This window comes from Desulfitobacterium metallireducens DSM 15288, from assembly GCF_000231405.2.
Lineage (GTDB): Bacteria > Bacillota > Desulfitobacteriia > Desulfitobacteriales > Desulfitobacteriaceae > Desulfitobacterium_A > Desulfitobacterium_A metallireducens.
In genome coordinates this window covers 2,291,524-2,305,531 of record NZ_CP007032.1, presented here as the reverse complement: position 1 = coordinate 2,305,531, position 14,008 = coordinate 2,291,524, and the positions used below count along the sequence as shown (strand labels likewise).

The following is a 14,008-nucleotide window of genomic DNA, read 5'->3' as shown; positions in this document are numbered from 1 at the left end:
CGAAGTAAGGAGGTTGTTTCGTTGCAACATCGTACAGTGATTACAGGTATGGGAGTTATTTCTCCCGTTGGAAATACGATCGAAGATTTTTGGAAAAGTTTAAGTCAGGGTGAGTCTGGCCTTGATTTTGTGACCCGTTTTGATGTCAGCAATATGCCAACAAAAGTAGCAGGTGAAGTTAAAGATTTTGAACCTACGGATTGGCTTGATAAAAAAGAGAGCCGTCACATGGATCGTTTCGCCCAATTTGCGGTTGCTGCGGCGAAAATGGCCATTCGTGATTCAGGACTTGATTTAGATGAAATCGATAAGGAACGAGCAGGTACAATACTCGGCTGTGGAATTGGCGGAGTGACAACTTTTGAGGAACAGAAGGAAGTTCTAATGGCCAAGGGCCCAGGCCGGGTCAGTCCCTTTTTCGTTCCGATGCTGATCAGTAACATGGCAGCAGGACATGTGTCGATCGAGTTTGGATTACAGGGACCGAGTTCCACTGTTGTTACCGCGTGCGCTTCTGCAACCAATGCGATCGGCGAAGCGATGCGTCTGATTGAAAGAGGCGAAGTGGATATCGTTGTCGCAGGAGGAACTGAAGCTCCGCTAACTCCCTTAGCCTTTGCAGGCTTCTGTTCGATGAAAGCCATGTCGACGGAAAAGGAAGATCCTAAAGCATCATCTCGTCCCTTTGATGCGCGTCGGACCGGCTTCGTTATGGGTGAAGGTGCAGGTATCTTAATTCTTGAATCTCTGGAACATGCCAAAGCACGCAATGCGAAGATCTATGCTGAATTGATAGGGTATGGGAGTACTTCGGACGCCTATCATATTACAACTCCCGTTCCAGGGGGTGCTGGTGCGGCTCGTGCGATGGGCAAAGCTTTAGAGAGTGCTGGAGTTATGCCTGAAGAGATAGATTATATCAATGCCCATGGAACGGGTACTGGTGCAAATGATTCGACCGAAACGGCAGCGATTAAAATCGTCTTTGGGGATTGTGCCGATAAAGTGGCGATTAGTTCGACAAAATCAATGACAGGCCACTTGATGGGCGCGGCGGGAGCAATCGAAGCAATCGCTTGTGTGTTAACGATTCAAAATGGGGTTATTCCACCTACGATAAACTATGGGGAAGTTGATCCTCATTGCGATTTGGACTATGTACCCAATCAAGCCCGCGAAAAAAATGTGGATATTGCGATGTCGAATACCTTTGGATTTGGAGGTCACAATGCTACAATTGTAATCAAGAAGTATATGGAGGAATAAGGAGTAAGACAAAGTGATACAAAAACAACGAGACAGGGTTGATATGAAAAAATCCGGTGAGGGCAAAAGCTCTCGCCGGAGAGTGAATACTGTTCCAATGCGGAAAAATCCAATCGGCTTGCAACTCGCAAAGCGTTTGGAACTTAACCCCTTTCCTAATCGACTCTTTAAGATAGCCCTTACGCATCCTTCCTACTTGTTTGAAAATCCAAAGTCTGGTGTGGAGAATAATCAACGTTTGGAATTTTTGGGAGATGCCATCTTGGATTTTGTGATTGCGGAATATCTCTATTTGAAATATCCGGAACGACCCGAAGGTGAGCTCACAAAAATGCGGGCGGCAGTGGTTAACGAATCGACTTTGGCGCGCATAGCTCAGAAGATTGAATTAGGAAAAGAACTCTTACTGGGAAAAGGAGAGCAAGTCTCAGGGGGACGGGAACGACCTTCAATTCTCGCTGATGCGGTTGAGTCGGTCATTGGCGCGATATACCTTCAATACGGACTTCAAGAAGCCCGACGTGTCATTCTTGATTTGTTAACACCGGAGATTGAGGAAGTTGCCCAAGGAAATTACGGGGATTATAAGACGACGCTTCAAGAAAAAGCGCAACATGATGAATCTGAAGTGAGTTATCAGATTTTAGCAGAAGAAGGCCCAGATCATAATAAACGGTTTACGGCCGGCGTTTTCTTGAAAGGTAAACTTAGAGGTCAAGGGGTAGGTCGAACTAAAAAAGAAGCGGAACAAAAGGCTGCTCAGCAAGTTTTAGAGGAACTTGGAGGGGAGAACCATGGCGAATAAGGCCAGTGAGTTCCCTGTTTTTTTGAAGTCAGTTTCGATCCAAGGGTTTAAGTCCTTCGCGGATAAAGTCAAGCTGGAGTTAGGACATGGTTTGAGTGTTGTGGTTGGTCCAAACGGGAGTGGTAAAAGTAATATTGCAGATGCTGTGCGCTGGGTGCTTGGTGAGCAAAGTGCCAAAAATCTGCGAGGCGGAAAAATGGAGGATATTATCTTTGCAGGGAGTACGGTAAGGCGTCCCGTTGGGATGGCTGAAGTATCCTTAGTGTTTGATAATTCCACCGGAATTTTTGCGCTTGATTTTCAGGAAGTAACGATTACCCGCCGTGTCTACCGTGATGGAGAAGGACAATTCTTCATCAACCGTGCTCCTTGTCGCTTGAAGGATATTCATGAACTTTTCATGGATACGGGTGCTGGTAAAGAGGGCTTTTCGATTATCGGACAAGGCCGAGTTGAGGAGATTTTGAACCTTAAATCGGAGGAACGTCGAAATTTAATTGAAGAAGCTTCAGGAATTACAAAGTACCGGATGCGCAAACGCGAAGCATTGAAACGCTTGGATGAGACCGAACATAACCTAGAACGTTTAGAAGATATCGTGAATGAAATTGAGGGGCAACTGACCCCTTTAGCTGAACAAGCACGGGTTGCAGAGCAGTCCTTAGCGTTAACCCAGGAACAGCAAAAACTTGAAATTCAAATCGTCGTCCGAGATTTAAGAGATGTTCGTGAAAAACTTAATTTTTCGGGTGCGGAAGCGGAGCAATTGCGGCTTGATCTAGCCGCCGCGATTAGTGAATTGGGTCAAGCGGAGAGCCAAACGGTTGAGGATAAGCTTCGCCTAAACCAATTTGATGAAAAAATTCAAAACCAGCAGGAAGAGAACTATAAGAATGAGCAATCCCTGAATTTAATAATTCAAGAACAAAGGATACGGCAGGAACGTGAGGGATATCTCGCTGAGCAACGGGTTAGGGTGAGTAAAGAAGCCGAAGAAAGTCTGGCGAAGAAGCACGAAACCGAGGAACGACTGACCGCTTTAGAGGGGAAGCAAGCTGTACTAGTGCGGACGGTTGCTGAATCAAGTCGTAAGCTACAAGACGACGAATTACGATGGGCTGATGTGAAATCTAAGACCGGAGTAAAAGAGATTGAAGAGCTGAGAGCTGAGGCTGCGCAGATTTTAGCCGAGCAAACTCATTTCAGCCAAGATTACCAGAAGGCGGAGCATACCTTAGCCGGCCTTCAAGTCCAAGTCCAGCGGGTTATGGAAGAAAGAAACATTAAAGAATTAGAGCAAACGCGCGTTCAAGAGCAGATTGAGGTCCATGCTCAGGGCTTGCAAGTGCTTGAACAACAAGAACAGAATACCCGTGAAGAGCTTGAGCAAAATCAGGTCAAGCTGCAAGCAATGAACGAGCAAAGTCAGGAATTACAAGGTAAACTGCGTGAATTTAATCGAGAGATCGAACGGATGCAAGCGCGTCACCATGCTTTACAAGGGCTCGAAGACTCGCGAGAAGGTTATCAAAAAGGCGTGCGTGAGCTTTTACAGGCTAAAAAGAATAAGGTTCAAGCTTGCCTGGGATTGTGCGGGACGATTGCTGATTTGATTACAGTTGAAAAACGGTATGAAGTAGCCATTGAAACGGCTTTAGGAGCAGGTCTCCAGAATCTTGTTGCTGAAACGGAAAAAGACGCGAAAGTTGCAGTACAGTATCTTAAGACACATCAGTTGGGTCGAGCGACGTTCCTGCCCTTAGATGTGATTCGCGGAGGACGGACAACCGTTACACGAGAGGCTAGTCAAGACCCGGGCTTCGTCGGAATTGCTGTTGATTTAGTTCAGTTCGCTGACCGCTTTCAACCGGCAATGGAATCCCTACTAGGGCGGATCTTGGTCGTCAGTGATATGGAAGCGGCCACCCGTGTGGCTCGGGCCTCGGGCTATAGAGCACGTATTGTGACCCTAGAAGGGGATCAAGTGCACCCCGGGGGGTCATTGACAGGGGGAAGCCAACAACGTAAAGGGACTAACTTGCTGGGGCGCTCACGGGAAATACAGGAGTTGAGCCAGGAACTTGAACTTCGGAGAATTAAACAGACGGAACTCGAAAAAGAAGGACAAATTTTGAGTCACCACCTGCGAGAAGGCGATGAAATCCGTAAAGATCTCACATCTAAGGGCTTGAGACTGAAACAAGAACTTGCTGTGGGTCGAACCAATGCTCAAAATTTACGTGAACAGTTTAAACGTTTGGAAAAGGAAATAGAAACGCTCAGGGACCGTGAAGAAGTGCTCGCCCAAGAGAAGAAAACGTGGACAGAGCGCAAACAAGAACGGGGACAAGCTTTAACTGAAATTACAGAACGGGTGGAAATGTCCAGTCAAGCCATTACGCTTCAAGAACAAAAAGCGAGAGAGGCCAGTCAGGAAGCTGAGGCTATTCAAGAACGTTTGACTGAAGCGAAGATTCAGCTTGCGAAGTGGGAACAAGAACTTCAGCAGGCTGGAGAACGATTAGAACATGAGAATGAAGCGTGGGTTGAATTGACTCAAATGCTGGAGCAGAAGCAGGCAGAATGCTCAAGTCTGGAAACGGCCCAACAAACGCTAAGCCAAGAACAGATGGATTTAGAAACACGTCGTGTGGAAACCTCAGAACTTCAAATGAAGCATCAAGAAGCCCTACTTCTGGTGCGCAAGGAGAGAGAAACCTTATCCCTTCGTCTGATCGAGAAGGAGCAGGTCGTCCAGAAAAAACGGCAAGAGCAACAAAGTGTCGAACAAAAGCTTCACGCCTTAGAACTTCGAACAGCGCGTTGGGAAACTGAGTGGGAGACAGGGCTCAATCGCTTACAAGAAGAATTTGCCCTAACCTGGGATGAGGTCCAAACCTATCAGACCGAGCTGGATCGAGCCGCTTTGTGGGCCCGTATTCAGGAACTCAAGCGCCAAATAGAAAAGCTCGGACCGATTAATCAGGCTGCGATTGAAGAATACCCGAAAATGTTAAGCCGACATGAGTTCTTGGCGACACAAAAGCAGGATTTGGTGGAAGCCAACGAGTCCTTACACGCGTTGATTGGTGAGCTGGATATAACAATGTCAGAGCGCTTTGCAGAAGGGTTTAAAGCCGTTAACGAAGCCTTCCAGACCGTCTTCAAGGAACTGTTTAACGGGGGAAATGCGGAACTGAGATTGGATGACCCAAACAATCTCTTAGAGACCGGGGTAGAGATCATTGCACAGCCTCCTGGGAAGAAACCTCAACTTCTTTCCCTCTTATCTGGAGGAGAGCGAGCGCTAACTGCAATTGGCCTTCTTTTTGCCCTCCTGAGGGTGAAGCCGAGCCCATTTTGTATCCTTGATGAGATAGAAGCTTCCTTAGATGATGCGAACGTCAGCCGGTTTGCTCAGTATATCCATCGCCTTGCAGATTCGACACAGTTTCTTGTTATTTCACACCGTAAAGGAACGATGGAAGAAGCGGATGTGCTCTATGGAATCGCGATGGAGGAGTCTGGGGTATCTAAGCTCTTATCCGTGCAGTTGGAAGAACAGAATACACAAACCGCATAAGGTTTATCAGCGAATAAGGAAACCCCTAGGTTCTTTTTGACAAATTGTCGTAGAACTTAGGGTTTTTTGCGTGTTTGAGCGCCTGTCCAAATTGTGGTACAATATCGTCAATAGGTGTGCCTACATAAGGGAGGAAATCCACTTGGCTGGTTTCTTTGCAAAATTAAAAGAAGGACTGACAAAAACACGGGATCAGTTCGTAACGAAGGTAGAAGAAATTCTAACCGGTCGCCGGAAAATTGATGAAGATCTTTATGAAGAATTAGAAGAGGTATTAATTCGTTCAGATGTGGGGGTTACGACCTCACTTGAGTTGGTGCAGCGTTTGCGCCAAGAAGTAAAGAAAAGAAAACTTTCTGAAGCTCAGGAACTTCGGGAAGTACTGAAAGAAGAAATAGCGGATCTCTTAGGAGAAGAAGTTCCTCTTCAATTTGCCGAAAGCGGCCCGAGCGTTCTTTTGGTCGTCGGGGTAAACGGGGTAGGGAAAACGACGACCATTGGCAAACTTGCGCATTATTTTCAAGATGAGGGTAAAAAGGTTATTCTTGCTGCTGGCGATACCTTTCGAGCGGCTGCAATTGATCAACTCGAGATCTGGGGACAACGTGCAGGCGTGGAAGTCATTAAGCAGCGTGAAGGTGCCGATCCTGCGGCTGTGGCCTTTGATGCCATTCATTATGCGAAAACTCGGAGCGTTGACCTTATTATTATGGATACTGCCGGTCGCCTCCACAATAAAGTGAATTTGATGGAAGAACTCAAGAAAGTAAAACGTGTCATTGAACGGGAAATTCCGGGTGCTCCGCATGAGGTTTTACTCGTACTCGACGCGACAACTGGACAAAATGCTTTACAACAGGCCAAAATATTTCAGGAGGCTGCTGGAGTAACTGGAATCGTTCTCACAAAATTGGATGGTACGGCTAAAGGCGGCGTCGTCTTAGGAATTCAAGGGGAAGTTAAGATTCCGGTGAAATGGGTAGGTGTCGGTGAAGGGATGGAGGACTTACGTCCTTTCGTTCCACAGGATTTCGCCAATGCTTTATTTAGTCAAACGGAGGAAGAAGACTCACCTGAGAAGGGGGAAGAAGCTTGAGCCGTTTGGCACTGATTGGCGGAACAGGGTTAGAAAATTTGTCTTTGCAAGACTATGATCAGGAAACAGTACAGACTCCTTATGGAGAGGTGCAAGTCGATCTCGGTCGAATCGGTGAAAGTAAAAAAACGATTGTTTTCATGAGTCGGCATGGTAAAACCCATGCGACTCCTCCTCATCTCGTGAATTACCGAGCGAATATCTGGGCTTTAAACGAGTTGGGGGTTACACAGATCTTAGCAACTGCAGCCGTGGGCTCCTTGTCTACGCGCTATAAGCTGGGTGATCTCGTTTTAGTCGAGCAATTTTTGGATTTTACAAAAAGTCGTCCACAAACCTTTTATGAAGGAGGCGACTCCGGGGTTCTGCATGTTGATATGACGGAACCATACTGTCATTCTGTGCAGGACGATATCCGCAGAGCTGCGGATAAGCTCGGAGTAGCGCTGAAGGATGGAGCAACATATGTTTGTACGGAGGGCCCACGTTTTGAGACCCCTGCGGAAATCAAAGCGTATCAGATGCTAGGGGGAGACTTGGTGGGAATGACCAGTGTTCCTGAGGTTGTGCTCGCCAAGGAATTAGGTATGTGTTATGCGACAATTGCAATGGTGACGAATGAAGCGGCAGGAATTGCTGATCATCCGTTAACCCACGCTGAAGTATTATCAAGCATGAAAATGATGGGCAAAACGGTCGCGATGTTAGTCGAGGAGACCTTCCAGATGATTCGTCTCGAACAGGATTGTACGTGCAGATTAGCTAATGAAGAGGCTGGTAAGTTTTAGAAAGGCGGTAGGGATGTGAAAGCATTAGAATGGCTGGGTGATTCCCTGCGAATATTAGATCAGACAAAGCTTCCGGTGACAACGATCTATAATGATGTAACAACCTATGAAGAAGTGGCTGAAGCAATTGAAAGCATGGTCGTGAGAGGGGCGCCAGCTATCGGAGCGGCAGCTGCCTATGGCTATGCTCTAGGAGCGATACAATACACTGGCACTCGAGTTGGATTTCAAGATTATATGAATACGGTAAAAGAGCGTTTGACTAAAACGCGACCGACTGCTGTCAATTTATTTTGGGCTTTACGCCGGATGGAAGATCGTCTGCGCGACTTATATGAAGTCGAGGATTTGGATGAGATTCGAAAGGCATTGGTTGTAGAGGCAGAGAGCATTGCTGAGGACGACCGGAGGGTTTGCCATTTGATTGGTGAGCAAGGTAATCCGATTGTCCCCGAAGAAGCCAATATATTGACACACTGCAATGCGGGAGCTTTGGCTACTGTTGAATATGGAACGGCCTTGGGCGTGATTCGGGCGGCACATCAGATGGGCAAGAATATTCATGTCTATGCTGATGAGACACGGCCATTTTTACAGGGAGCTCGATTGACGACCTTTGAGTTGATGAAGGATAATATTTCGGTGACGCTCATAGCGGACAATATGGCCGGTTATCTGATGCAACAAGGGAAAATCGATCTCGTGATCGTGGGCGCTGACCGAATAGCGGCAAATGGGGATACCGCGAATAAGATTGGAACGTATTCCGTTGCGGTTTTAGCACATGCTCATGGAATCCCTTTCTATATTGCGGCTCCAACATCCACGATTGATCTTAAAGTGCCGAGCGGACAGGAAATTCCGATTGAAGAACGTAATCCTCAAGAATTGCGGGAACTATTTGGCGTGCAGACCGCTCCGCTCGATGTTCCAGTCTATAATCCGGCTTTTGATGTGACACCGGCGAAGTATATTACCGGAATTATTACGGAAAAAGGGATCGTTTCGCCCCCATTTTCTGTAAATCTCTTGAAAATAATGGTGAGATCTTAAATGCTAAAAACAAAAATTATTGAGATTGGCCGAGAAATTATCCAGACTGGCTTAGTGGCTGGAACCTGGGGAAATATCTCGGCTTGGGATGATTCACGAGATGGGTTTTGGATTACCCCCAGTGGAATGGATTATCTCGCCCTAAAAGAAGAAGATTTAGTGCTGATGAATATGCAAGGGGTTGTCCTTGAAGGCTATCGTAAACCTTCTTCTGAGGAACAACTCCATCGAGCCATATACTCACAACGCCAAGAGGTAAAAGGAATCGTTCATACCCATTCCATTTATGCGACAGCTCATGCCGTTGCCCATGTTCCTCTTCCGGGTTTAGTCGAGGATTTCGCAATGATTGTGGGTGAAGAAGTCAGCGTCGCGGATTACCAGCGGGCGGGCACTGAAGAATTAGCAGAGGCTACCGTGCGATCACTCGCTGATAAAAATGCTGTGTTTCTAGCTAATCATGGTTTGGTCGGAGTGGGGCGCTCTGTTGAAGAGGCCCTTAAAGTCTGCCAGATTGTGGAGAAGAGCGCGCAAATCCATATTATGTCGCGACTGCTGGGAACTCCGGTTCAATTAAGTGACGAAGATAAGCGCGGGCTGCGATCCGATTATATAAACCAGTATGGGCAGAGAGATTAAGCATTACTTTGCCAGTCTTAGGGTAGAATCTTATACTACTACGTAGCACCATCAGATTATGAAAAGGTCTGGGTCGTGTAGCTTCTTGCCCATCCGTTCACTCAGCGCTCCAGGGCTGGCGCACTCGCTTCCGTAGCAGCTACGCCAAACCTCTGGGCAATACCTGAAGTGAACCAATGGCTACGCTAAGCTACGGAAGCTTTGTTTGCCTTATCGCCCCTTCGCGAAATCGTTCACTCCTGTGCAAGAAGCTACGCTTGCTGGTCCCTTTTTAGTTATTCTTAAAGGTTTTTTATGAATAGAAAGTAGAAGGAGTGAGTTTTCGTGTCAAAAACCCTAATCCGAGCGATGATCTTACCCATGACTGGGCCTGATGATTTTTATCCTGAAGGAGAAATTGCGATTGAAGGGGACCGTATTCTCTCAGTAGGACCGAAGGGTTCAGCTCCTGCCGGTTTCGTACCGGATCGCGTACTTGATTTGCCCAATGATGTCGTGATGCCTGGGCTGATCAATACTCATACCCATGCAGCGATGACGATGCTGAGAAGTTATGCTGATGACCTTCCGCTAATGCCTTGGCTAACAGATAAGGTCTGGCCGTTCGAGGCGAAAATGGGGAAAGAAGATATATACTGGGGAACAAAACTGGCCTTAGCAGAAATGATTCTGTCCGGAACGACATCGATGCTTGATATGTATGGCGATATGGATCGGGTGGGAGATGCTGTACTTGAAACAGGGACTCGAGCAGTCCTTTCACGGGGTATGATTGGGAATGCTCCCAACGGAGAACAGGCTTTTCAAGAACAAATCGAGCTTGTGGAGAACTATCATGGGGCTGGCGACGGAAGAATTCAGGTCATGTTCGGACCTCACGCTCCTTATACCTGCTCGGGAGAGTTCTTACAGAAGGTCAAAGCGGAGGCAGATCGCCGAGGCGTTGGTATACATATTCACGTTGCTGAAACACTCGATGAGATCAATACGATTAAAGAACAAGAGGGAAAAACCCCAGTTCAATGGTTAAACGATCTGGGCATTTTCGGAGGCCACGTGGTTGCAGCCCATTGTGTCCATCTTACAGAAGAAGATATCAATATTTTAGCTGAGAAAAAGGTCGCTGTAGCCCATAACCCTGAAAGCAATATGAAGCTGAATAGCGGCACAGCTCCAGTCCCTGAAATGATTGCGAAGGGAGTTGTAGTCGGCTTAGGAACGGATGGCGCTTCGAGCAATAATAATCTTGATCTTTTCGGAGAAATGCGCAGCGCGGCCCTCCAGCAGAAGTTGAAAAAAGACTCAACGGCCCTTCCCGCCTATGAAGTTCTGGAAATGGCGACCATTCAAGGAGCTAAGGCTTTAGGTTATGAAGATATAGGCATGCTTGCTCCAGGTTACAAAGCGGATTTGATCACGATTAACTTTGATCAACCGCATTTCTACCCTCGCTTTTCCATCCCAGCCCATCTCGTCTATGTCGCCCATGCGGGTGATGTACGTACAATGATGGTCGATGGAAAGTTCATCATGGAAGAGCGCAAGCTTTTAACAATGGATGTTAAAAAGATTTGCCAAGAAGTTGAGCAAAGGGCTAAACGGATTGCGGCGGAGTTCGCGGACTGATAGGAGGACTCAGAACATGGATGGGCAGATAAGAAGCAATATTCAGGCTGGAATCACAGTGGATATTGTTTTAAAAGAAGATCAGAGGACAGGAAAAAGGACGCGCGGTACCGTTAAAGATATCTTGACAAATTCCCAAAAACATCCGAGAGGAATTAAAGTAAGACTGACGGATGGACAAATCGGTAGAGTTCAGGAGATTATAAAGACAGTGTGAAATCATAAATGCGTTGGTAGAGAAATCAAATTTCTAGCCAACGCATTTTATTTTTGCCTTAAAGAGAAGGAAGTGAGTGGAGAAAGTAATAGAAATAGTTTATTTTGCAAAAATATGTCAGAATAGGCAGGAATATTATGAAAATAAGTTGAATGTTAGAAGAAATGTGATCAAGAGTAAAAATAAATTTCCTTATATTAGATTAGATATAATTCGTCTAATGTCTATAATGCGAACCGTTTATGAAATTTAAAGACTAGGATTCGGCTTTGAACTGTATCGTAGTTTTTTTTGTACCGTCATTTAGAACGGCTATCTAATAACAATGAAACTTATATATCATACGAGTTCATTATATCTTCCTAAATTTCACTATCCATTTCTGATGAAGGAAATGTAATAACAATGACGAAGACCTAAGAATATATGTTTTAAGGAGAAATTATATGCTTAGTATTGATAATCTTAAGAGAAAAGTAATTAAAAAGCTGACCAGACTACCGCGACCTATCAAATTTATTATATTATTTGGTGCTATCTGGTTAATTCTATTCAATTTTTTACCTTTACCTTCCTTTTTGCTCGATAATTACAGATATATTTTTAGTTCCGCGCTTCAGGTTCTTGCAAGTATGCTTGCTTTAATAGTAACTGTAACATTATTAATTCTTCAGTTATCTTCAGACAAAGCTCCTACGAGTCTGGATTTCTTTCCTAAAAAAAGTTTTTTTATTTTGCTAATTATTATTTCAACGCTAATGTTAATTGACGGACTAATATTAACAACTCTTCCACAAATAATTTCAAATCACTTAGCAGTTAGTTATAATTCTCTACTATACATGAATGCCTTATCCGTAATTACAATCGCTAGTTATGTGTTTTCAATCGTAAACTGGATGAGCCCCAAGAAGACAATTGATAATTTATTATTAAAGGCGCATCAAACAACAACTAATGAGGAACGGGTAAAAATAGTTATGTCTTTGGAGGAAATGGGATGGAATGCTGCACAAAAAGGCTATACAAGTATAGTCGAAACAGTCATTGAGGCCTATTCTAAATTAGCCACCGTCTATTTTGAAATGAATCCAGAGCTAAACGAGGAAGGAAAAATAAATAGTAATTTACGTCATCCTTTAAGAGAAATACCTAGATCATTAGAACGACTATCTGATGTGCTTTTAAAAAACGATATGTATAGATTTATCTATCTTTTAGCCCGGCCCCTAATTAGGATAGCCAAGGCTTCTAATCAATGGAGTATGCCACCGTTTGAGATGCTAGTTTCAGCATCCAATATACTCGGAGAGTATATAAAAAGAGATTTGCAAAATGTATATTGTAATTTTATAGGTGAATTTTTGTACTCTCTTGAAGGAAGCGATATGAGGTTAGATAATCTGGCACATGTATTATATAATTTTTTTCGGGAAGGATTAATGTACAAAAATGCTGCAGTTATTGGAGATGTTTTACTGGGATTTACTATCATTGCAAAGAGAAGATCTGACGTAGCTCTTAAGTGGTGTAATATGATTGTACCGGAGTACCTAAAAGTACGTTCATTGCTTGATTATCCCAAAAAGTATCCTGGAGTTAATCCAAATGAAATGATTATTGAGCTCGAGGGACTTTTAAATATAAATTGGCATTAAATTTACAGTAAGTGGGAAATTGTGACCTTTTATAAAGTATTTAGATTAAAAGCAAAGAGGGCCGTGGTTTAGTAAGACCATGCCAATTTCTTAAGGTTCATGGGAGCGTGCTTAAGCTTTCAACTAGCTGCTCAAGAAACATAAAATAATCTATCTACTTAACTTTCCGTTATCCATATACCTGTTAGGCTAATAATGGGAAGCGGATCTAAGTATTTGTTGCGCGGAGAAATGGTTATTTACTTGGTTAAATCTCATCTAGGAGGATAAATTTATGTTTTATGAAAGTGAAGTCAGAATCGAAAGTATAGGTGAATACCTTGATGACAAATATAGTGTGCTTTGATGGGCACGAGGTAAAGCCTTATTGCGAAACCGGGAAAATCGTCTATCACTATACCTCTCCGGACAGCTTTCTTTCCGTAGTTAAAAATAAAAATCTATGGTTCAGTGATAGTCAATTCATGAATGACCGATCTGAGTATGTGCATATAAAGAATATATTCAAACAAGCTGCAAAAGGGACACCTCATGATGATAACGATAAATTTGTTGATTATCTGATGGGGGTTCCTTATGGAGGTATTACAACTCAGCATGCAATTTCAGGTAAAGGCTCATTTAGTCGTGGAATTATACGGACGCGTTATTATCTTTTTTGCATTTCACTAGACCCGGACAGTCATAGTATGTGGAATTACTACGTTAAGAATGGCTACTATCAGGGCTACAACTTCGGCCTGTCAGTGGATGCATTGATGGATTCTATACCCCAATTTGGGCAGAAGTTAACACATGGCAAAGTGAATTATAATGTTGAAGAACAGATACTGCATACTCATAATAAGATTATGGAGTTAAGCAAGGAATTTGATTACAATATTAAAGCAGGAATTGATGAAGAGTTGTGCATTGAGAGTTATCAAGAGAAACTTGCAGAATATCTTTTGCAACGGTGTATGTTTTATAAGAACCCTGCTTTTAAACATGAAGAAGAGTATCGGTTTCTTATTGAGGCGCCAGCTATTACGACAGATAGTGGAGGCACTGTTGAGCATCATGTTGGTGGAGGCGGTTTGATTGTGCCCCACTTAGTAGTAACTTTTGATCCAATTCAATCTATTCGAAGCATAACGTTAGCACCTATGATGGAACCAGAAGTAGCAAAGCAAGGCGTACAAAGACTATTGGCGAATAAAATACCTGAAATCAAATCTCAAATCAACATCGATTTTTCTCAGATTAATGTACGTTTTTAAACAAATTTCCCTTTATAA

The 14,008-nt window shown here is 44.2% G+C and carries 11 protein-coding genes; all 11 read left to right on the top strand.

The genetic code is table 11. The features are described from left to right. The first annotated feature begins 21 nt into the window (after positions 1-21). The 11 genes from fabF (at position 22) to DESME_RS11210 (ending at position 13,990) form a co-directional block, all read left to right on the top strand. The gene (gene fabF, locus DESME_RS11260) at positions 22-1,266 is read left to right on the top strand and encodes a beta-ketoacyl-ACP synthase II (protein WP_006716530.1); all 1,245 of its coding nucleotides are present in this window, start codon (positions 22-24) and stop codon (positions 1,264-1,266) included. Positions 1,267-1,363: 97 nt separating this feature from the next. Next, positions 1,364-2,071, top strand: a complete 708-nt coding sequence (gene rnc / locus DESME_RS11255; RefSeq protein WP_427846194.1) for a ribonuclease III — start codon at positions 1,364-1,366, stop codon at positions 2,069-2,071. Next, positions 2,061-5,654, top strand: a complete 3,594-nt coding sequence (gene smc / locus DESME_RS11250) for a chromosome segregation protein SMC (RefSeq protein ID WP_006716528.1) — start codon at positions 2,061-2,063, stop codon at positions 5,652-5,654. Before rnc ends, smc begins: the two co-directional genes overlap by 11 nt. A gap of 142 nt (positions 5,655-5,796) precedes the next feature. Then, positions 5,797-6,750, top strand: a complete 954-nt coding sequence (gene ftsY / locus DESME_RS11245; RefSeq protein WP_006716527.1) for a signal recognition particle-docking protein FtsY — start codon at positions 5,797-5,799, stop codon at positions 6,748-6,750. An 11-nt stretch (positions 6,751-6,761) separates the two neighbouring features. Continuing rightward, positions 6,762-7,538: an S-methyl-5'-thioinosine phosphorylase gene (locus DESME_RS11240; protein WP_025248783.1), complete on the top strand. Its 777-nt coding sequence runs from the start codon at positions 6,762-6,764 to the stop codon at positions 7,536-7,538. 15 nt (positions 7,539-7,553) lie between these two features. Beyond that, entirely contained in the window at positions 7,554-8,591 is a 1,038-nt protein-coding gene (mtnA, locus tag DESME_RS11235) for an S-methyl-5-thioribose-1-phosphate isomerase (protein WP_006716525.1), read from the top strand. Next, positions 8,592-9,230, top strand: a complete 639-nt coding sequence (locus DESME_RS11230; protein ID WP_006716524.1) for a class II aldolase/adducin family protein — start codon at positions 8,592-8,594, stop codon at positions 9,228-9,230. It begins immediately after the preceding gene. 324 nt (positions 9,231-9,554) lie between these two features. Continuing rightward, the gene (locus DESME_RS11225) at positions 9,555-10,856 is read left to right on the top strand and encodes an amidohydrolase (RefSeq protein WP_006716523.1); all 1,302 of its coding nucleotides are present in this window, start codon (positions 9,555-9,557) and stop codon (positions 10,854-10,856) included. Positions 10,857-10,872: 16 nt separating this feature from the next. Beyond that, positions 10,873-11,073 (top strand): YwbE family protein, encoded by a 201-nt coding sequence (locus DESME_RS11220; RefSeq protein WP_006716522.1) that lies wholly within the window; start codon positions 10,873-10,875, stop codon positions 11,071-11,073. A 446-nt stretch (positions 11,074-11,519) separates the two neighbouring features. Further along, a complete protein-coding gene (locus DESME_RS11215) occupies positions 11,520-12,731 on the top strand; it encodes a hypothetical protein (RefSeq protein ID WP_006716520.1) in 1,212 nt (403 codons plus the stop codon). A 323-nt stretch (positions 12,732-13,054) separates the two neighbouring features. Beyond that, a complete protein-coding gene (locus DESME_RS11210) occupies positions 13,055-13,990 on the top strand; it encodes a DUF2971 domain-containing protein (RefSeq protein WP_006716519.1) in 936 nt (311 codons plus the stop codon). Positions 13,991-14,008 lie beyond the last annotated feature (18 nt).